At 72.0% G+C, this 18,902-nt stretch carries 20 protein-coding genes; 14 read left to right on the plus strand and 6 right to left on the minus strand.

Annotated features, from left to right (window positions below; genetic code table 11):
* Positions 1 to 5 precede the first annotated feature (5 nt).
* Both ACIBI9_RS14110 and ACIBI9_RS14115 read left to right on the plus strand, forming a co-directional pair.
* On the plus strand, positions 6 to 386 hold the full coding sequence (locus tag ACIBI9_RS14110; RefSeq protein WP_397222403.1) for a RidA family protein: 381 nt from the start codon (positions 6 to 8) through the stop codon (positions 384 to 386).
* A gap of 9 nt (positions 387 to 395) precedes the next feature.
* Positions 396 to 1,610: a hypothetical protein gene (locus ACIBI9_RS14115; RefSeq protein ID WP_397222404.1), complete on the plus strand. Its 1,215-nt coding sequence runs from the start codon at positions 396 to 398 to the stop codon at positions 1,608 to 1,610.
* 67 nt (positions 1,611 to 1,677) lie between these two features.
* On the opposite strand, the gene ACIBI9_RS14120 is transcribed toward ACIBI9_RS14115, so the two are convergent.
* On the minus strand, positions 1,678 to 2,241 hold the full coding sequence (locus ACIBI9_RS14120; protein ID WP_397222405.1) for a TetR/AcrR family transcriptional regulator: 564 nt from the start codon (positions 2,239 to 2,241) through the stop codon (positions 1,678 to 1,680).
* Positions 2,242 to 2,245: 4 nt separating this feature from the next.
* Positions 2,246 to 2,860, minus strand: a complete 615-nt coding sequence (locus ACIBI9_RS14125) for a LysE family translocator (RefSeq protein WP_397222406.1) — start codon at positions 2,858 to 2,860, stop codon at positions 2,246 to 2,248.
* A gap of 102 nt (positions 2,861 to 2,962) precedes the next feature.
* Between ACIBI9_RS14125 and ACIBI9_RS14130 the strand changes: the two genes are divergently transcribed.
* Positions 2,963 to 5,719: an ATP-binding protein gene (locus ACIBI9_RS14130; protein WP_397222407.1), complete on the plus strand. Its 2,757-nt coding sequence runs from the start codon at positions 2,963 to 2,965 to the stop codon at positions 5,717 to 5,719.
* A gap of 7 nt (positions 5,720 to 5,726) precedes the next feature.
* Here ACIBI9_RS14130 and ACIBI9_RS14135 read toward each other — a convergent pair whose 3' ends face one another.
* The 4 genes from ACIBI9_RS14135 to ACIBI9_RS14150 all read right to left on the minus strand — a co-directional run bounded on the left by ACIBI9_RS14135 (position 5,727) and on the right by ACIBI9_RS14150 (position 8,512).
* Complete coding sequence (locus ACIBI9_RS14135; RefSeq protein ID WP_397222408.1) at positions 5,727 to 5,885, minus strand: hypothetical protein; 159 nt, start codon at positions 5,883 to 5,885, stop codon at positions 5,727 to 5,729.
* 46 nt (positions 5,886 to 5,931) lie between these two features.
* Positions 5,932 to 6,345, minus strand: a complete 414-nt coding sequence (locus ACIBI9_RS14140) for a TetR/AcrR family transcriptional regulator (protein ID WP_397222599.1) — start codon at positions 6,343 to 6,345, stop codon at positions 5,932 to 5,934.
* The gene (locus ACIBI9_RS14145) at positions 6,342 to 7,502 is read right to left on the minus strand and encodes a hypothetical protein (protein ID WP_397222409.1); all 1,161 of its coding nucleotides are present in this window, start codon (positions 7,500 to 7,502) and stop codon (positions 6,342 to 6,344) included. The genes ACIBI9_RS14140 and ACIBI9_RS14145 overlap by 4 nt, the downstream gene beginning before the upstream one ends.
* A 65-nt stretch (positions 7,503 to 7,567) precedes the next feature.
* Entirely contained in the window at positions 7,568 to 8,512 is a 945-nt protein-coding gene (locus ACIBI9_RS14150) for an AraC family transcriptional regulator (RefSeq protein ID WP_397222410.1), read from the minus strand.
* Positions 8,513 to 8,634: 122 nt separating this feature from the next.
* On the opposite strand from ACIBI9_RS14150, the gene ACIBI9_RS14155 reads away from it, so the two are divergent.
* The 11 genes from ACIBI9_RS14155 to ACIBI9_RS14205 all read left to right on the plus strand — a co-directional run bounded on the left by ACIBI9_RS14155 (position 8,635) and on the right by ACIBI9_RS14205 (position 18,900).
* Positions 8,635 to 9,195, plus strand: a complete 561-nt coding sequence (locus ACIBI9_RS14155; RefSeq protein WP_397222411.1) for an NADPH-dependent FMN reductase — start codon at positions 8,635 to 8,637, stop codon at positions 9,193 to 9,195.
* A 564-nt stretch (positions 9,196 to 9,759) separates the two neighbouring features.
* Positions 9,760 to 10,701 (plus strand): sulfite exporter TauE/SafE family protein, encoded by a 942-nt coding sequence (locus ACIBI9_RS14160; RefSeq protein WP_397222412.1) that lies wholly within the window; start codon positions 9,760 to 9,762, stop codon positions 10,699 to 10,701.
* 58 nt (positions 10,702 to 10,759) lie between these two features.
* Entirely contained in the window at positions 10,760 to 11,146 is a 387-nt protein-coding gene (locus ACIBI9_RS14165) for an RrF2 family transcriptional regulator (protein WP_397222413.1), read from the plus strand.
* 105 nt (positions 11,147 to 11,251) lie between these two features.
* Entirely contained in the window at positions 11,252 to 12,883 is a 1,632-nt protein-coding gene (locus ACIBI9_RS14170) for a TIGR04028 family ABC transporter substrate-binding protein (RefSeq protein WP_397222414.1), read from the plus strand.
* Positions 12,865 to 13,812, plus strand: coding sequence for an ABC transporter permease (locus ACIBI9_RS14175; RefSeq protein ID WP_397222415.1), 948 nt, complete (start codon positions 12,865 to 12,867; stop codon positions 13,810 to 13,812). The genes ACIBI9_RS14170 and ACIBI9_RS14175 overlap by 19 nt, the downstream gene beginning before the upstream one ends.
* A complete protein-coding gene (locus ACIBI9_RS14180; RefSeq protein WP_397222416.1) occupies positions 13,809 to 14,600 on the plus strand; it encodes an ABC transporter permease in 792 nt (263 codons plus the stop codon). Before ACIBI9_RS14175 ends, ACIBI9_RS14180 begins: the two co-directional genes overlap by 4 nt.
* The gene (locus ACIBI9_RS14185; RefSeq protein ID WP_397222417.1) at positions 14,597 to 16,135 is read left to right on the plus strand and encodes a dipeptide ABC transporter ATP-binding protein; all 1,539 of its coding nucleotides are present in this window, start codon (positions 14,597 to 14,599) and stop codon (positions 16,133 to 16,135) included. The genes ACIBI9_RS14180 and ACIBI9_RS14185 overlap by 4 nt, the downstream gene beginning before the upstream one ends.
* Positions 16,132 to 17,124, plus strand: coding sequence for a putative FMN-dependent luciferase-like monooxygenase (locus ACIBI9_RS14190; protein ID WP_397222418.1), 993 nt, complete (start codon positions 16,132 to 16,134; stop codon positions 17,122 to 17,124). Before ACIBI9_RS14185 ends, ACIBI9_RS14190 begins: the two co-directional genes overlap by 4 nt.
* Positions 17,121 to 17,711, plus strand: a complete 591-nt coding sequence (locus tag ACIBI9_RS14195) for a CMD domain protein (protein ID WP_397222419.1) — start codon at positions 17,121 to 17,123, stop codon at positions 17,709 to 17,711. The genes ACIBI9_RS14190 and ACIBI9_RS14195 overlap by 4 nt, the downstream gene beginning before the upstream one ends.
* On the plus strand, positions 17,708 to 18,283 hold the full coding sequence (locus tag ACIBI9_RS14200) for an alkylhydroperoxidase domain protein (protein ID WP_397222420.1): 576 nt from the start codon (positions 17,708 to 17,710) through the stop codon (positions 18,281 to 18,283). The genes ACIBI9_RS14195 and ACIBI9_RS14200 overlap by 4 nt, the downstream gene beginning before the upstream one ends.
* The gene (locus tag ACIBI9_RS14205; RefSeq protein WP_397222421.1) at positions 18,280 to 18,900 is read left to right on the plus strand and encodes a VOC family protein; all 621 of its coding nucleotides are present in this window, start codon (positions 18,280 to 18,282) and stop codon (positions 18,898 to 18,900) included. The genes ACIBI9_RS14200 and ACIBI9_RS14205 overlap by 4 nt, the downstream gene beginning before the upstream one ends.
* Positions 18,901 to 18,902: the final 2 nt, after the last annotated feature.

An 18,902-nucleotide genomic window follows, 5' to 3' on the forward strand; every position in this document is an offset into this window, starting at 1 on the left:
ACACGGTGAAAAAGGAGCTCAGGACCACCGAAGGCGCGGCCCCGATCGGCGCCTACTCGCAGGGCCTCGTGGTGGGGGACTTCGTCTACACCTCTGGCATGGGCCCGCTCGACCCGCAGACCGGTGAGATCGTCGGCGACGACGTGGCCACCCAGACGCACCAGGTCATGCGCAACCTCGGCGCCATCCTGGCCGCCCACGGCCTCGGCTTCGACGATGTGATCAAGTCCACGGTCCACTTGCAGCACCTCAAGCGCGACTTCGCCGCCTACAACGAGGTTTACAAGTCCTATTTCAGCCAGCCGTACCCCGTTCGCACCACCGTAGGATCCGAGCTGATGAACATCCTGGTGGAGATCGACTTCGTCGCTCACAAGAGCGCTTAAGGTCTGGTTGTGGACAGTTCGGTGTACGTCTTCGTCGAGGACCTGCGCGGCGAGGGCGTCGAGCGGGTGCTCGACAGGATCAGCGCGTACGGCGTGAGCGGCATCACCGTCGGCGCCGTGCACCACGCCTCCCGCGACGTCACCCCGCACGGACTGTCCCGGCTGACCATCCGCCACGACGGGGCGCACTTCCCCCCGCCGTCCGATTTGTTCGCCGGGCTCCGCCTGTCTCCCGTGCCCGGCTATCTGAACGCCCTCGACGGGCTTCGCGAGGCTTGTGCGAAGCGGTCCATGAAGCTCCACGGATGGACGGTCTTCCTGCGCAACGCCACGCTCGGCACGAAGCATCCGGACGTGACCGTACGCGACTGCTTCGGCGACCGCGGCTCGCTCACCGACCTGTGCCCCGCCCACCCCGACGTGCGCGAGTACGCGGTGGCGCTGGCCAGGGCGGTGGCCAGGCTCGGGGTCGACAGCGTGGTGGCGGAGTCGCTGCACTTCAGGCCGCTCAAACCGCAGCGCTCGTTCGTGCCGCTGGGGCCGATGGACGCGTACCTGTTCGGGCTCTGCTTCTGCGACTACTGCATGCGTCGCGCCACCGACCTGGGCGTGAACGCCGAAGTGGCGCGCGACGAGTGCGCCAGGATCGTGGGCGGCGTGTTCGACGGCGACCCGCCCGCGCAGGGGGAGGTGACCCGCGCCGCGCTCACCGCGTACGCGGGGCCCGAGGTCGTGGCCTACGCGCGGGCCCGGTCCGAGACCGTCACCACGCTGGTGTCCGAGGTGGCCTCCGCGGTGGCCGACGAGGGCTCCAAGCTGGTGTTCATCGACTCGACCGGCGCGGTCAAGGGCTACACGGACGGGCTGCCCACGCCCGGGCTCGCGGCGCACGACGCCTGGCAGCTCGGGGTCGACCTGGTGGCGCTGGGCGACCTCGTCCCGGCCTTCGGGGTGCTCGCGTACGCGCGGGACGCGGCTCGGGTGGCCGACGACGTGGGCGCCTACCTGCGGTCCGTGGGCAAGGACCGGGAGGTGCGGGCGGTGCTGCGGCCCGGCTACCCGGACAGCGACTCGACGGACCGGCTGGTGGCCAAGGCCCGGGGCGCGAAGGCGGCCGGCGCCCTCGCCGTGGACTTCTACGCGTACGGGCTGGTACCCCACCCGGTGCTGGACCGCATCCCAGCCGCCCTCTCAGAAGCCGGCGTTCATGGCCTCACTTCGTGAGGCGGCTCGGTCGCTGGGGCGCCGTCGCCTTCCCTCGTCGCTCTGGTCGCTACGCTCCCGCCGCTCCTCAGTCCAGGCGACGGCGCTCCCTCGCGAGCCCGTCGAGCAAGGCAGAGACCGCCGCGGTGGGGAAGTCGTCGGCGACGGGCAGGCCGCGGAAGACCGCCCGCATCCACACGGCCCCGGCCAGCAGGTCGACGATCAGCATCGGGTCGACCGACTCCTTCAGCTCGCCCCGCCGTACCGCACGCTCGAAGATCTCCCGCTCCCGCGCGAAGCGGTCGGCGAAGAAGCGGCGGGCGTCCAGCTCGGGGTGGCGGACGGCGGCGGCCAGCGCGGCGACGGCGATGTCGCTGGACGGCGGCTCGGTGAGCAGCCGCTTCACCCCCTCGACCAGCGCGACCAGGTCACCGCGTAGGCTCCCCGTGTCCGGCGCCTCGAACCCCAGCACGTCGGCCTCCACCAGCGCCGCCCCCAGCAGCGCGGCCTTGGACGGCCACCAGCGGTAGATCGTCGTCTTGTTGACGCCCGAGTGCTCGGCGACCCCCTCGACGGTCAGGCCGTCGTAGCCCTTCTCCGCCACCAGCCGCAACGTCGCATCGAAGATCTCCTGCTGTTTCCTCGGCGCCATGGGGTCATTTTCTCCCGGCGAACGCCGTGGCCACTCCCAGTCCCAGGTAGACGAAGCCGCTGACGTACCGGAGGGTCCTGGCCCGGGCGGTGAGCCGGGTGCCGAGGGCGCCGGCGGTGCACGCGTACACGATGTCGGAGATCAGCCCCAGGAGCAGCAGCGTCAGGCCGAACAGCACCACCTGGAGCGCCGGCGAGCCCGCCTCCGGGTGCACGAACTGCGGCAGGAACGCCAGGAAGAACAGCGCCACCTTGGGGTTCAGCACGTTGACCAGCACGCCTTCGAGGAAGACCTTGCGCAGCGGCTGGGGCGGCGGCGCCACGCCCTCCGTCTCCTTGCCGGTGAACGCGCGGATGCCGAGATAGACAAGGTACGCGACCCCGGCCCACTTGACGACCGCGAACAGCGTCGCCGACTGCGAGATCACGTACGAGAGGCCCGCGGCGGCGGCCGCGATGTGCACGAGCGTGCCGGCCTCCACGCCGAACGCGCTGGCCAGGCCCGCCGCCCGGCCCTGGGAGAGGCCCCTGGCGGTGATGTAGAGGTGATTCGGGCCGGGGATGAGCACCAGGGCGAGCGAGGCCGTGACGAAGAGGGCAAAAGTCGTTGGATGGATCACGAAACAGCAGCGTAAAATGCCTTTGGTATGTAGATGAGGACCAATCTTGGTCCGGTTTCCTGGACCAATGGGATGTCAGTGGCGCGTGGCATAGTTTCTGGCGTGAACGGTCTTCTCGTCGGGCGCTCTGCGGAGTTGTCCGGACTTGTGCGGGTGCTGCGGTCGGCAGCCGAGGGCACGGCCGGGGTGGCGCTCGTCGGCGGAGACGCGGGCATCGGCAAGACCCGGCTGATCTCGGAGCTGGTGTCCGAGGCCCGCAAGCGCGGTTTCCACGTGCTGGTCGGCCAGTGCGCCGAGCTGGGCGACGCGCTGCCCTACCTGCCGCTGGCCGACGCGCTGCGCGGCGCGGAGCCCGCCGTGCGCGAGGCCGCCGCCGCCCATCCCATGCTGGGCCAGCTGCTGCCGGGCATGGAGAGCGCCCCTTCGGCGGGGCTCACCCAGCAGCGGCTGTTCGGCTCGCTGCTGGGTCTGCTGGCCGACGTGCAGCCGGTGGTGTTCGTGATCGAGGACCTGCACTGGGCCGACCGGTCCACCCGCGACCTGCTGGTCTTCCTCAGCCGCATGGTGCAGAGCGAGCGGGTCTGCGTGGTCGGCACCTACCGCACCGACGACCTCCACCGGCGCCACCCGCTCCGCTCGGTGCTGGCCGAGCTGCGGCGGCTGCCCACGGTGATGGGCGTCGAGCTGGGGCCGCTGGGCTCCGGTGACATGTCCGACTATGTCGCCACCATGGGGGAGGTGGGCGCTCAGGAGCTCGGCCTCATCGTGACCCGCGCCGACGGCAACCCGTTCTACGCGGAGGAGCTGTTCGCGGCGATGGCCGAGGGCGACAGCCTGCCCGACGGGCTGGCCAGCCTGCTGATGTCCAGGGTCGAGCTGCTGTCGGAGGCCGGGCAGCGGGTGCTGCGAGCCGCCGCCGTGGCGGGCCGGCGGGTGGAGGACGAGCTGCTGCGGGAGGTGTCGGGGCTGCCGCTGGCGGAGTTCGAGGAGGCGGTCAGGGAGATCGTCTCGCGCGGGCTGCTCAGGGTCGACGGCTACGGCTACACCTTCCGCCACGCCCTGCTGCAGGAGGCGGTCTACACCGATCTGCTGCCCGGCGAGCGCACGCGGCTGCACGCCGCCTTCGCCAAGCTGCTGACCTCACCCGCCGAGCTGGCCCACCACCACCTCGCCGGTCATGACCTGGCCGGGGCGCTGGCGGCCTCCGCCGAGGCGGGGCGCCTGGCCGAGCGGCTCGGGGCTCCGGCCGAGGCGCACAGCCACTACGACCAGGTGCTCGGCCTGTGGGACCGGGTCGAGGGCGCGGCGGAGCTGGCCGGGGAGAGCCGGTTCGCGCTGGCGCTCCGCAGCGCCGTGTCGGCGGCCGACAGCGGCGACAACCATCGCGCGATCACCCAGCTCAAGGCCCTGCCGCCGACGTCCGAGGTCAGCGAACGCCTGGCCTATTACCTCTACGAAGCCGACGACCAGCCGGGCGCCATCGCGGCGGCGGAGCGCGCGGTGGAGAGCGCCGAGGATCAGCCCGCGCTGGCCCGCGCCCTGGCCACGCATGCCCGCACCCTGCTGTGGAGCCCGCGCCACCGCGACATCGAGGCCCTGACCACGCGGGCGCTGGAGACCGCGCGCGCGTCCGGCGCCAGGGACGCCGAGGTGGGCGCCCTCCTCACGCTGGCCGTCTACGTGGAGCACCAGGGCGACGTGGCCAGGGCCCACGAGCTGGTCGAGAGCGCCTCCGCCGAGGGCACCGGCGACCTGGCGATGGACCTGCGCGCCCATTTCCAGCACGCCCGCATCCACTACGAGCAGGGCCTGCTGGCCAAGGCCGCCGAGGTGGCCGACGCCGGTGTCCGCATGGCGTCCGAGACCGGGCTCAAGTGGAGCACGTACGGCACCGACCTGCGCTTCCTGCGGTTCCTGATCCACTACGTGGCCGGTGAGTGGGACCAGGCCGAGGCGGTCGCGGCCGGCTTCGGCGCGCGGGTGGGCACGCTGCCGGAGGCGACCCTGTCGTCGTTCGCGCTGTTCATCGAGGTGGCGCGGGGTCTGCCCGCGGTCGAGGCGCGGCTGAGCTGGGTGCGGCCGTTCTGGTACGACGAGCTGCCCGCGTACATCTCCCGTGGCCTGGCCGCCGAGCACGCGCTCTGGCAAGGCGACCCCGCGACGGCGCTCGACCACGTGCGGGCGGTCATGGCGCCGATGGTCGATGGCTACGCGTGGGTGCTGCGGGTGGCCGCCGTCGGGCTGTGGGCGCTGGCTGAGCTCGGCACCACAGAGGGGGCCGACGAGCTGCGCGCCCGCGCCCGCCTCGCCGTCGACTCCGGGCCCACCGGCGTGCCCGGCCACCTGGGGCCCGAGGGGCTGGCCTGGGCCGCGCGGGTGGAGGCCGAGTGGCATCGCGTGCACGGGCGGCTCGACGTGGAGCTGTGGCGCCGGGTCGTGGACGCGTTCGACTACGGGTTCGTCTACGAGGTGGCGCGGGCCCGCTGGCGGCTGGCCGAGGCGCTGCTGGCGGCCGGCGACCGGGAGGAGGCGCAGGCGGAGTGGGCCCTGGCGCGGGAGACGGCGGAGCGGCTGCGGGCCACGCCGCTGGCGAACGCGCTGCTGGAGTTCGGGCGGCGGGCCCGGTTCGTGCAGACCGGCGGGCACGGCGGCGGTCAGGGTGACGGCGGGCTGACGGCCCGGGAGGCGGAGGTGCTGCGGCTGGTCGCCGAGGGCCTGACCAACCGGGAGATCGCGGAACGGCTGTTCATCGCGCAGAAGACGGTCAGCGTGCACGTGTCCAACATCCTGGGGAAGCTGGAGGTCTCCACCCGCACGCAGGCGGCCGCGGCCGGACGGCGGCTGGGGCTGCTGTCTTAGCGCTGGGTCAGGCGGGCCGGGTGAGGGCGACGGCGTCGAGGGCGTGCAGGGCGCCGTTGACCCGTACGGGGTCGGTGTAATACTCCCGGAACGCCGCCTCCGCCTCGCCTGCCGGAGGGAGTGGACTGGTCCACAGGCGGAGAAGATCGTCGACGTCGAATGCCATGCCGCCGGTGTGCGCCCGCCGTCCGGATCCGCCCAGAGGGGTCCGTTCAGGCGGGGCGGGTGAGGTGGTCGATGAGGAGGTCGATCCTGATCCCCTGATGCTCGGCCGGGATCCGCCGGTCGTGGGCCAGGGTGGCCTGGCCGTGCAGGGCGGCCCACACCACCTCGGCGAAGACGCCCGGGTGGTGCTCACCGGCCACCGGCTCCAGCGCGAGCACGAACTCGCCGAACGCCGCCCGCAGCACCTCCTTGGGCTCGCCGCCCGCCGTTCGCGCCGCTCGGAGCTTGCTCGTCAGCTCCGTGAACCCCTCGATCGCCACCTCCCGCACGATGGCGTCCTTGCCCTTGAAGTGGCTGTAGAGCACCGGCCGGCTGTATTCGACGCGCTCCGACAGGCGCCGGGTCGTCACGGCGTCCCGGCCCTCGGACTCGGCCAGTTCGCGGGCGGCGGTGACGATCAGCTGGTGATGGTGAGGTCGCGGAAGAGGAAGTAGTTCGCGATATCGCTCTGCAGGTACTGGTGGTAGTACGTGGCCATGGGCTTGGCGGCCTTGTCCGCGGTGAGGACCGTGATGACCAGGTACTTCTTGGACACGCCCGAGCGCATCTTTCCGTAGGCGTAGGTCTTGTGCGTCTTGTCCGTGTGCCACTTGACCGCGTCCGAGGTGAGCGACGCCAGGCGCGTGGCCGTCGTCTTGGCGGCACCCTCGCTGGGGAAGGACAGCACGAGTTGGACCGCCTTGATGTGCCCGCCGTACGCCGAGTACGCGAGCTGGACGGCGCGCTGACAGTCGTTCTTGGCCAGCACGCCCTTGCCGTCCACCGGGTCGCAGCTGTCGTAGGTCCAGCCGGCGACCTTCTTGGCCTGGAGCTTCACGTCTCCCAGCTTGAAGTCCCAGTCCTCGAACTCGTCGTCGGTGAGCGGCGAGCCGGGATCCGCGCGCTTCGAGGTGCTGGACGGCGTGTCGCTGGGGGCCGGTGAGGGCTCGGCGGGCTCGGAGGCGGGCGGGTCCGACGGGGAGTGGGACGGCGGTGCGGTTGTGGTCGTGGGGACGGGCTCGGCGGTCGGCAGCGCGACGGGCGGTTTCTGGCCGCTGTCGCGCATGTAGAGGAACGCGACGACGCCGCCACCGATCAGGAGGACCGAGACCAGGCCCACGACCAGGCCGATGACCAGGGCGTTGGTGCTCTTCGCCGGTGGGGCCGGGGGAGGGGGCGGCCCTGGGACGGGGCCTGGGGCGGGGAGCAGCAGCGTCCCTTGGGGCCCAGTCGGGTTACCGTACGGCGGCACGCCCGGTCCGGGCGGCTGCCCCTGGCCGGCCCCGTAGCCGCCCTGCCCGCTCTGCGGGCCGTATCCGGATGGAGGGGACCCCTGTCCAGGCCCGTACCCGGGAGATCCCTGCCCAGGGGGCGGGCCGTAGCCAGGTTGCGGGGCGCCCTGCCCGGGTGGAGCCGGGTGTCCGGGTTGGCCGTATCCCGGTTGTCCCTGACCGGAGCCGGGCTGCGGGGGGCCGTACTGCTGCTGTTGCTGCGGGCCGTACCCCTGCGGCGCTCCTTGCGCGCCCCACGGGCCTTCCGGCTGGGGCTGGGGCGGGGGAGGCTGCGGAGGGTATGCCATTGCTCCATTGTGGGGTAGCTGATCCCCATGTGCCCCAGCCACCCCCCAAATCACATCTGGCGCGCTCAGGAGGCCGTACGCGCCTCTTCGCACACTTGGCGGCGGTACTTCCCGGGCGCCAGACCGTACTGCCGCTTGAAGGCGTTCCCGAACGCGAACTCCGACCCGTACCCGACCCGCCGCGCCACCTCCGCCACCGAGACGTCGGACTCGCGCAGGATGCGGGCCGCCGTGGCCAGGCGCCACCACGTGAGGTACGCCAGCGGCGGCTGCCCGACGAGGGCGGTGAAGCGGCGGGCGAAGCCGGCGCGTGAGAGCCCGGCGTGGGCGCCGAGCGACTCGACCGTCCAGTGGCGGGCGGGGGCGCGGTGGATGGCGTCCAGCGCGCGGCCGATGGCAGGGTCGACCAGCGCGGCGGCCCAGCCTGAGTCCCTGCACGCCTCGGACTCCAGGTCGAACCAGGCCCGCAGGATGTAGAGCTGGAGGACGTCGAGCAGGGACGTGACGACGGTGTCGGCGCCCGGCCGGGGGTTGTCGATCTCGCCGGCGAGCAGCTCGACGGCGGCCCGGAGCTCGGGGTGGTGGCCGAGCGTCGTCGGCAGGTGGATCACGTCGGGCAGCGCGCCCAGGATCGGGTGGGTCCTGGTGGGGTCGAGCTGGTAGCCGCAGCAGAGGGTGACCGTCTCGGCCCCGTCGCCGCCCATGATGGTCGAGGCGAACAGCTCGGTGTCCAGGTACGGGTTGCAGGTCGGCGCGGCGAGCGGCGTACCGGGGCTGTCGGCCAGGCCGTACCCGTCGCCGTGCGGGAAGAAGACCACGTCGCCCACGCTCAGCGGCACGGGGTCGCCGCCGGGCGGGATGAGCCAGCAGGACCCGCGCAGCACCATCTGGAAACCGGCGGACCCGGGCACCTTCGGGAACTCCTTGCCCCAGGGGGCCCGCCAGGAGACGCGGACGGAGGTCGGGCGGCCGGTACGCATGAGGGCGACGACGTCGCTCAGCACGTCCATGCCCCCAGTCTAAGGCAGGAGACTCTCGCGTATAAAAAGTAGCTTTTGAAGCATTGGATATCTCAACCTCGGCTCCTACTGTGGGTCAGGCATTTCCTGACCCTCTGAGAGGACCGATTGACATGATCAGGGTTGGCATCATCATGGGGAGCACCCGTCCCGGCCGCAACGGCGAGGCGGTGGCGCAGTGGGCCCACGAGCTGGCGGCCAAGCGCGGCGACGCCGAGTACGAACTGGTGGACCTGAAGGACTACGACCTGCGCCACCTGGACGAGCCGAACGTCCCCGCCATGGGCGACTACGCGCACGACCACACCAAGCGGTGGTCCGAGAAGATCGCCTCCTTCGACGCGTTCGTCTTCGTGACGCCCGAGTACAACCACTCGATCCCGGGCGCGCTCAAGGACGGCGTCGACTTCCTGTTCGCCGAGTGGCAGAACAAGGCGGCCGGTTTCGTCGGGTACGGGGTGGACGGCGCGCCCCGGGCCGTCGAGCACCTGCGCTCGATCCTGTCCCTGGTCGGCGTGGCCACCGTGTCGCAGCAGGTGTCGCTCTCACTCTTCACGGACTTCGAGAACATGGCTCACTTCAAGCCCGCCGCCGTCCACGAGGACAAGCTGGGCGCGGTGCTCGACCAGGTCCTCGCCTGGGGCGGCGCCCTCCGTCCCCTGCGGGCGGCCTGACGGACCAGGCCCCCGCGATCCAGCCGGCCCGCCCCGCCTCGCCACTGTTCGGGCGGCCTTCGGCGGTACGGCAAGCTCGCCGCCCACCTACGGGCCGCACTCGCCCCCCTCGCCGCGGGGGGCGGGTGCTTTGGCGTGCGCCGTTCGCGGGGCTGGTCGGCAGGCTGAGGCGACGGGGTGGACGAGCACTGAGAGGCCGCCTCGGGGCTACACCGGACGCCGACGCGGGGGTGGCGGTGCGAGGACGGCGGTGTCGGGGACGGCGCGGGGCGGACGGCGCTGGGGCTACGGCTGGGCGCCTGGATTCGCGGCGACGGCTTCGCGGTGACCGCTTGGCAGGTCGGCGGCCGGCCGCCGCGCTGGAGGCGTTGGTGCCGCGGGCGTCCCGCTGGAGTCGCGTGCCGCGACTCCGAAGTGGCCGCCGCACTGCGCGCCGCCACCGGCGATCCGGACCCCGACGTACGGGCTTGTGCACGAAGAGCAGTCCATGACTTGACTCGATCTTGAAACTAATAAATCCTTAACCCTACTTGGATAGTAGGAAAGATAGGGAAAGGGGCGGTTGTGCGAGCGCTCATCCTGCTCGGGCTGGTCGGTTTCGCGGCCCAGCTCGTCGACGGAAGCCTGGGCATGGCCTACGGCGTCACGTCGACCACGCTTCTGCTGGCCATCGGCACCAATGCGGCGGCCGCCTCGGCGACCGTCCACCTCGCGGAAATCGGCACCACTCTCGCCTCGGGCATCTCCCACTGGCGCTTCGGCAACGTCGACTGGAAGGTCGTCGCCAAGATCGGCGTCCCGGGAGCGATCGGCGCCTTCGCCGGCGCGACGTTCCTGTCCAGCCTCTCCACCGAGGTCGCCGCCCCGGTCATGTCGCTCATCCTGCTCACGCTGGGCGTCTACATCCTCATCCGCTTCACCGCCTTCGGCCTGCCGCGCGGCAACCTGGGCAAGCCGCTGCGCAGGCGCTTCCTCGCCCCCCTCGGCCTGCTGGCCGGTTTCGTCGACGCGACCGGCGGTGGCGGCTGGGGCCCCGTCGGCACCCCCGCCATCCTGGCCAGCGGCCGCCTGGCCCCGCGCAAGGTGGTCGGCTCGGTCGACGCGAGCGAGTTCCTCGTCGCCATCGCCGCCAGCATCGGCTTCTTCGTCGGCATCGGCTCCGAGAACATCGACTTCGCCTGGGTGGCCGTGCTGCTGCTCGGCGGCGTCATCGCCGCGCCGATCGCCGCCTGGCTCGTCCGGCACATCCCGCCGCGCATCCTCGGCTCGGCCGTGGGCGGCGTCATCGTGCTGACCAACGTGCGCAGCCTGCTGCGCAGTGACTGGATCAAGGCCTCCGGCGGCGTCCAGGCGGTCGCGTACATCGTCATCGCCGTCATCTGGGCGGCCGCCATCGCCTGGTCGGTCCGCGAGTACCGCCGTGACAAGGCCAACGAGTCGGTCGAAGCGGTCGAGTCCGAGCTGCAGGTCCGTGCGGCGGCAGAGGAGGAGACGGCCTCCGCCTGAGGCCGCGCGCGCAGGCTCGGCTTCCCATGGGGGAGCCGAGCCCGACGCATTGATGCCTATGAGAATCTCTGCCCGCACCCAGTACGCTCTCGGCGCCATGCTCGCCCTGGCCGCGGCGGACGGCCCTTTGCACGCGGAATGGATCGCCGCCACCCAGGAAATCCCGCGCCGCTTCTGTGACAACATCCTGCTCCAGCTCCGCAGGGCTGGCCTCATCCACAGCCAGCGCGGCCCCGACGGAGGCTACTGGCTCGCCCGCCCGGCCAAGGAGATCGCCCTGGCCGACATCATCCGCGTCACCGAAGGGGTGGAGCAGGCGACCCGGCCCTTCCCGAAGGCCGCCGCGCCGCTGGCCGTGATCTGGGCCCAGCTGCGCAGCCACGAGGACGCCCTGCTGGGCGAGATCACGCTCGCCGACATCGTGGACTCCGCCGAACCCGCATAGCGCTCCCAAGGCGGATATGCCCGGCTGCGTGTCTATTTCCTGCTTTGTAGGTAGGTTATAGTGGTTTACGCCGATGGCTCCCGTACAACGAAGGGCAGATCCCCCATGTCATCCTCCAGACTGCGCACCACAGCCACGGCGAGCACCGCGATGCTCGCCGTCGTGGGGCTTCTCGGCGCCTGTGGCGGTGGCGGAGCTGCCCAGTCGGCCAGGAGCGGCGGGCAGCCGGTCTACGGCGGCACGCTCACCTACCTCGAGCACCAGCCCCCGACCTGCCTCTACCTGCCGGCTGCCGGGTTCTATCCCAACGGCGGCATCCTCAACCAGATCACCGACAAGCTCACCTGGCAGAACCCGAAGACGCTCGAGATCGAGCCGTGGATCGCCACCAAGTGGGAGGTGAACAAGGACGCCACCGAGTACACGTTCCACCTGCGCGACGGCGTGACGTTCAGCGACGGCAGCCCGCTGGACGCCTCCACCGTGGCGGCCAACTTCGACGTGTACGGCCTGGGCGACGAGAAGCTCAAGCTGCCCGTCGCCGAGTTCGTCAACAACTACGAGCGCAGCGAGGTCGTCGACCCGCTGACCGTGCGCTTCCACTTCGACAAGCCGTCGCCCGGCTTCCTCCAGGGCACCTCGGTCATCGGCGCCGGGCTGGTGTCCAAGAAGACGATCTCGCTGCCGTACGAGCAGCAGTGCCAGCTCAAGAACATCGTCGGCTCCGGCCCCTTCACGCTGAAGAACCAGGTCGTCGACAAGGAGGTGGACCTGGTCGCGCGCAGGGACTACAACTGGGCGCCGCCGGCGTCGAAGCACCAGGGCCGCGCGTATCTGGACGAAATCAAGATCATCGTGACGCCCGAGGACAACGTGCGCGTCGGCGCCCTCACCTCCGGCCAGGCCGACTTCGTCAGGTACGTCCAGGCGTACGACGAGAAGACCGTCAAGGACGCGGGCTTCCAGATCTACGCCGAGCCCACGCGAGGCGTCAACAACGGCCTCTACCTGCGGCCGCGCAACAGCATCCTGAAGGACATCAAGGTCCGCAAGGCGCTCCAGGCCGGCACGAACGCCAAGGAGGTCGTCGACACCCTCTTCACCTCCAGTTACCCGCCGGCCACCTCGGTGCTCAGCCACCTGGCGCAGGGCTACGTGGACCTGTCGAAGGACCTCGCCTACGACCCCGACAGGGCCAACCGGCTCCTCGACGAGGCCGGCTGGGCCAGGGGCGCCGACGGCATCCGGGCCAAGGACGGCGTGCGGTTGCAACTCGGCGTGTTCGTCTCCGGCCCGCAGCCGCTGTCGAAGCAGACGCTCGAACTCGTCGGCCAGCAGTGGGCCAAGCTCGGCGTGAAGCTGGAGATCCGCCCCGCCGACGCGGGCACCCAGGCCGTGGACATCAAGAACGCCGAGAAGACCGCCATCCAGCACGGCATGGTCGGGCGCGCCGACCAGGACGTGATCAAGAGCCACTTCCACAGCAAGAACCGCGACGTCATCCTGTCCGACGACACCAAGCTGGACAAGCTGCTGGAGGAGGAGTCGGCCGAGCCCGACGTCGCCAAGCGCAACGCCAAGGTCGCCGAGATCCAGCGGTACGTGCTCGACCAGGGCTACGCGATCCCGCTCTTCGAGGAGCCGCAGGTCTACGGCGGGGCCCCGTACGTCCAGGGGGTGGCCTTCGAGGCGGTCGCCAGGCCGTGGTTCTACTCGGTGTGGAAGTCGCAGCAGTGACCAGGTACCTGCTCGGCCGGGTCGGGCAGGCGGCGCTCGTGCTCTGGATCGCCTTCACGGCGAGCTACGTGCTGCTGCAGCTGCTGCCCGGCGACTCGGTCCTGATCAAGTTCCAGAACCCCGAGCTGGGCCTGTCGCCGCAGCAGATCGCCGAGATCCGGGCCTACTACGGCGCCGGGGACCCCCCGCTCCTCGACTACCTGAACACCCTGCTCGGCTTCCTGCGTGGCTCGTTCGGCTACTCGATCGACACCGGCACGCCGGTCGTCGAGCGGCTGGGCGAGGCGCTGCCGGAGACGGCGAAGCTGGCCTCGGCCGCGTTCGTGCTGGCGGTGCTGATCGCCGTGCTGATCGCGTTCGCGGCCGGCTACAGCAGGACCTCCTGGCTCAGGAACGCGCTGCTGTCGGTGCCGTCGGTGTTCGTGTCGGTCCCGGCGTTCTGGCTGGGCATCCTGCTCATCCAGGTGTTCTCGTTCCGGCTCAAGCTGGTGCCCGTCATCGGCGGCGGGCCGGTGCAGCAGCTCGTCCTGCCGGTGCTCACGCTGGCGGTGCCCATCTCCGCGCCGATCGCCCAGGTGCTGGCGCGCAGCATGGACCAGGTCTCCACGCAGGCGTTCGTGCCCGTGGTGGCGGCCAAGGGCGCCTCGCGGTGGTGGATCCTGTGGCGGCACGTGGCCCGCAACGCCGTGCTGCCGACGCTGACCGTGGCGGGGCTGACGCTGGGCGAGCTGATCGCCGGGTCGGTCGTGACCGAGACGGTCTTCGGGCGCGGCGGCATCGGGCGGCTGACCGAGCAGGCCGTCAACGCCCAGGACACGCCGGTGATGCTGGCGATCGTGGTGCTCGCGGCGGCCGTGTTCGTGCTGGTCAACCTGGTGGTGGACGTGCTGTTCCCGGTGCTCGACCCGCGGCTCAAGGCGGCCTCGTGAAGCGCGGGGGCGGGCTGGTGCTGGCGTGGGCGGTGATCGGCCTGGCCGTGCTCTGGGCGGTCCTGCCGGGCCTGTTCACCGGGTACGACCCGATCGCGGGCGTCCCGGCCGAGAAGCTGCAGGCGCCGAGCGCGTACCACCTGTTCGGCACCGACGCGGTGGGACGCGACCTGTTCGCGCGGGTGGTGCACGGGGCCGTGCACTCGCTGTCGGGCGCGTTCGTGGCCGTGGCGGTGGGCCTGGTGCTGGGCACGCTGCTCGGGCTGCTGGCCGGATCCGTCGGCGGGGTGCTGGACGAGGCCGTCATGCGGATCGTGGACGTGCTGCTGTCGGTGCCCGGCCTGCTCCTGGCCCTGACCGTGATCATCCTGCTCGGCCCCGGCACCGTGAACGTGGCCATCGCGGTCGGCGTGGGCTCGGTCGCGGCCTTCGCCCGGCTGTCGCGCTCGGAGGTGGTCCGGGTGCGGCGCACCGACTACGTGGAGGCCGCGTTCGGCAGCGGCGGCCGGTTCCTGGCCGTGCTGTGGCGGCACGTGCTGCCCAACTCGCTCGGCCCGGTCATCGCGCTCGCGGCGCTGCAGTTCGGGATGGCCATCCTGGCGATCTCGACGCTCGGCTTCCTCGGGTACGGCGCCGAGCCGCCCACGCCCGAGTGGGGCCTGCTCATCTCGGAGGGGCGCAACTACCTGGCCACGTCGTGGTGGCTGACCACCCTGCCGGGCGCCGTCGTGGTCACGGTGGTGCTCGCCGCCGGCCGCATCAGCCGTTCGATCGGGAGGCCGGAGTGAGCCTGCTGGAGGTCCGTGACCTGGCCGTCTCCTACGGCGGCAGGCACGCGGTCGAGGGCGTCTCCTTCACCGTGGAGCCCGGCGAGGTCGTCGCCGTCGTCGGCGAGTCGGGATCGGGCAAGTCCACCACCGCGCACGCCGTCATCGGCCTGCTGCCCTCGAACGGCGCCGTGGAGGCGGGCCGGATCCTGCTGGGCGACGCCGACCTGGCGTCCTGGTCGTCGAAGCGCATGGAGTCGGTACGCGGCGCGCAGATCGGCCTGATCCCCCAGGACCCGTCCAGCTCGCTGGACCCGGTCAAGACCGTCGGAGCGCAGATCGCCGAGGTGCTGCGCATCCACAAGCGCGGCGACCGGCGGGCGATCCGGAGCCGGGTCGTCGACCTGCTGGCCCGCGTGGGGCTGCCGGACCCGGAGGCGCGGGCCCGCCAGTACCCGCACGAGCTGTCCGGCGGCATGCGGCAGCGCGTGCTCATCGCCATCGCGATCGCGCTCGAACCCCGCCTGATCATCGCCGACGAGCCCACCAGCGCCCTGGACGTCACCGTGCAGCGGCGCATCCTGGACCTCATCGACGACCTTCGCGCGGAGTCCGGCACCGCGCTGCTGCTGGTGACCCACGACCTGGGCGTGGCCGCCGCCCGCTCCGACCGGCTGGTCGTCATGAAGGGCGGCCGGATCGAGGAACAGGGCCGGACGGCGGAGGTGCTGGCGTCCCCGGCGGCCGACTACACCAAGCGCCTGCTGAACGACGCCCCGTCGCTGTCGGCGTCCCCGTTCCGCGACCCCCCTCCCGAGGGCGAGCCCGCGATCGTGGTGCGCGACCTGGTCAAGGAGTTCAAGGGGTTCAGGGCGGTGGACGGGGTCTCGTTCGAGGTGGCCCGCGGCACCACGCACGCGCTCGTGGGCGAGTCCGGCTCGGGCAAGACGACCACGGCCCGGATGGTGGTGCGGTTCGCCGAGCCCACCTCGGGAACGGTGACCATCGCCGGGGCCGGGGAGGGCCGCGGGTTCCGCCGGCACGTGCAGCTCGTCCACCAGAACCCGTACGGCTCGCTGGACCCCCGGCAGCCGATCGGCGACATCGTGGAGGAGCCGTTGCGCAACTTCCGGCTGGGGGACCGGGCCGAGCGGCGGGCCCGCGTGCTCGACCTGCTGGACCGGGTCGCGCTGCCGCGGGACGTGCTCACCCGCAGGCCGCGCGAGCTGTCCGGCGGCCAGCGGCAGCGGGTGGCCATCGCCCGCGCGCTGGCGGCCGGGCCCGAGGTCGTCGTGCTCGACGAGGCCGTCTCCGCCCTCGACGTCACCGTGCAGGCGCAGATCCTCGACCTGCTCGAACAGCTCCAGCGCGACCTGGGGCTGACGTACCTCTTCATCTCGCACGACCTGGCGGTGGTGCGGCAGATCTCGCACACCGTCTCCGTCATGAACAAGGGAAGAATCGTGGAATCAGGAACGACCCGGCGGGTCTTCACCGACCCCCGGCACGAATACACCCGCGAGCTCCTGGCCGCCATCCCGGAGCCCGCGATATGAGGCTCGGCTTCTTCACCCGGCTGCTGGACGACGTGCCCGCGGGCGAGCGCTACCGGCTGGCCACCGAGCAGATCGCCCACGCCGAGGCGTACGGGTTCGACACGGCCTGGGTCGCGCAGCACCACTTCGACGGCGCGGAGGGCGGCCTGCCGGCGCCGCTGGTGTTCCTCGCCCACGTGGCCGCCCGTACCAGCCGCATCAGGCTCGGCACCGGGATCATCACGCTCCCGCTGGAGCAGCCGGTGCGGGTGGCCGAGGACACCGCCGTGCTCGACCTGCTCACCGGCGGGCGGCTGGAGGTCGGCGTGGGCAGCGGCGGGACGCCCGCGTCGTTCGCGCCGTTCGGGCACGACAGCGCGGAGCGCTCGGCCGTCTACGCCGAGCACCTGGAGGTGCTGCTCAACGCCTGGTCCGGAGGTGACCTCGGCGGTAACAACCGGCTCTACCCGCCCGCGCCGAGGCTGCTGGAGGCGGTCTGGCAGGCGACGTTCTCGGTCGGCGGCGGCGTACGCGCGGGGCGGGCGGGCCACGGGCTCATGCTGTCGCGCACCCAGCCCCGCCCGGCCGACGACCCGCAGGCCACGCTGGCCCAGATCCAGCGGCCCATCGTGGACGCCTACCTCGAACACCTGCCGCCCGGCGCGGCCCCGCGGATCATGGCCTCCCGGACCGCGTTCGTGGCCGACAGCCGGCCCGAGGCGCTGTGTTACGCCGAGCTCGGGCTGGGGCGGGGGCGGCTGCCGTTCGAGCTGCCGGACAGCGACCTCGACCGGCGCATCGCCGCGTTCGACGTGCACGTGGGCACGCCGCAGGACGTCATCGAGAGCCTCAAGGCCGACCCCACCCTCGAACGGGTCACCGACCTGGTCCTCCAGGTGCACTCGGTGGACCCGCCGCACCCGCTCATCCTCCGCTCGATCGAGCTGCTGGCGACCGAGGTCGCGCCCGCGCTCGGATGGGTTCCCTCCACAGAATTGAGCTCCACATGATCGCTGACGTCATCGACCACCTGGCGGGCATCCAGCCCGGCTCGCCGCTCGACCGGTTGCGCGGCCGCCGGCCCGCCGCCCGCGAGCACGCCCAGCGCAGCTACGACGCGCTGTTCAGCCCCGAGACGGAGGAGGAGATCACGCTCGTCGAGCGGGACGCGGTCGCCGCCTTCGTGGCCGGGCTGCACGACGACCCCGGCATCGCCCGCTTCTACGCCGACCGGCTGGCCGAGCTCTCGCCCGGACTGCTCGAGGCCGTCGAGTCGGAGGTCTCGGCCGGGGCCACGACCGGGCCGTACGGGGTCTACCCGGGCGAGGGCCCGCTGTCGGTGGAGAGCGACGAAGGGCTGCGCTACCGGGCGCGCCGCCCGGGTGACGTGGGCGTACGGCTCGCCGCCGCGTTCGAGCACGCCCACCTGCTCGTGTTCCGCCCCAGGGAGGCCGGCCGCGAGTCCCTGGACGCGCTGGCCCGGGCGGGCTGGAGCGCCACGGGCGTCGTGACGCTGTCGCAGCTCGTCGCCTTCCTCACCTTCCAGATCCGCGTGGTGGCCGGGCTGCGCCACCTGCAGAACGGAGCGACCTCATGACCCGACTGGCGTTCACGCGGGAGCAGCTCGGGTGGAAGCCCTGGCTGGCGCCCCTGGAGACGGACGAGCTGACCGACGAGCACTACGAGGCGCTGGTCGACAAGGCCCGCGCGAAGTCGCCGTACTTCCTGCTCCTGGCCAGGGACCCGGCGATCCTGCAGGCCAGGACGAAGACCGACAACGACATCTTCTACAACACCGACGGCGGGCTGCCGCGGGCCGAGCGCGAGCTGGCCGCGACGGCGACCTCGCGCCGCAACGGGTGCGTGTTCTGCGCCTCGGTGCACGCCCGCTTCGCCGCCCACTACTCCAAGCGGGCCGACGACGTGCAGCGGCTGCTCGACGAGGGGGTCAACGCGCCCCAGGACGGGGAGTGGCAGGCGATCATCGACGCCTCGGTGGCCCTGGCCGCCACCCCGGCCGAGTTCGGCGCGAACCACGTCGAGGCGCTGCGCGCGGCCGGGCTCGACGACCTGGCGATCAGCGACGTCATCCACGCGGCCGCGTTCTTCAACTGGGCCAACCGCCTCATGCTCTCGCTCGGCGAGCCCGTCGAGGAGCCGGCGTCATGACGGCGGAACTCGACCACCTCGTCTACGCGGTGCCCGACCTGGCCGCGGGTGTCATCGCGTTCGCCGAGGCCACCGGGGTGACCCCCGTGGCGGGCGGCAGCCACCCGGGCGGCACCGCCAACTACCTGATCGGCCTGGGCCCGGCCGCGTACCTGGAGATCATCGGGCCGGACCCGGCGGCGCCGGGCGCGCGGCCACGCGCGTTCGGCCTGGAAACCCTCACGGCGCCCCGGCTCGCCGGGTGGGCGGTGCGGCCCGACGACATCGACGAGACGGTACGGCGGGCCCGCGCGCTCGGCGTCGACCCCGGCGAGGTCCAGCCCCTCTCGCGCCGCACGCCCGCGGGAACGCTGCTGGAGTGGCGCCTGACCAGGTGGGCCGACCCGGCGGCGATCAACGCGGTGCCGTTCCTCATCGACTGGGGCCAGACAGTGCACCCGGCAGCCTCCGGGCTGCCGCAACTGGGCCTGGCCTCCTTCACCGCCATCCACCCCGACCCCGACGCGCTGCGACGTCAGCTGGCCGCGATCGACGCGGAGCTGGAGGTATCGAAGGGGCCGGAAGCGGTGCTGAGGGCGGTGCTGGACACCCCCCGCGGCCTCGTGACGCTGAGCTGAAG

This window comes from Nonomuraea sp. NPDC050451 (assembly GCF_044458585.1).

Coding starts and splice junctions, on each gene's coding strand:
- ACIBI9_RS14155 (WP_397222411.1), top strand. CDS start 8,635: ATGATCAGGGTTGGCATCATCATGGGGAGCACCCGTCCCGGCCGCAAC.
- ACIBI9_RS14195 (WP_397222419.1), top strand. CDS start 17,121: ATGATCGCTGACGTCATCGACCACCTGGCGGGCATCCAGCCCGGCTCG.
- ACIBI9_RS14135 (WP_397222408.1), bottom strand. CDS start 5,885: ATGGCATTCGACGTCGACGATCTTCTCCGCCTGTGGACCAGTCCACTC.
- ACIBI9_RS14190 (WP_397222418.1), top strand. CDS start 16,132: ATGAGGCTCGGCTTCTTCACCCGGCTGCTGGACGACGTGCCCGCGGGC.
- ACIBI9_RS14150 (WP_397222410.1), bottom strand. CDS start 8,512: ATGGACGTGCTGAGCGACGTCGTCGCCCTCATGCGTACCGGCCGCCCG.
- ACIBI9_RS14120 (WP_397222405.1), bottom strand. CDS start 2,241: ATGGCGCCGAGGAAACAGCAGGAGATCTTCGATGCGACGTTGCGGCTG.
- ACIBI9_RS14170 (WP_397222414.1), top strand. CDS start 11,252: ATGTCATCCTCCAGACTGCGCACCACAGCCACGGCGAGCACCGCGATG.
- ACIBI9_RS14200 (WP_397222420.1), top strand. CDS start 17,708: ATGACCCGACTGGCGTTCACGCGGGAGCAGCTCGGGTGGAAGCCCTGG.
- ACIBI9_RS14165 (WP_397222413.1), top strand. CDS start 10,760: ATGAGAATCTCTGCCCGCACCCAGTACGCTCTCGGCGCCATGCTCGCC.
- ACIBI9_RS14145 (WP_397222409.1), bottom strand. CDS start 7,502: ATGGCATACCCTCCGCAGCCTCCCCCGCCCCAGCCCCAGCCGGAAGGC.
- ACIBI9_RS14205 (WP_397222421.1), top strand. CDS start 18,280: ATGACGGCGGAACTCGACCACCTCGTCTACGCGGTGCCCGACCTGGCC.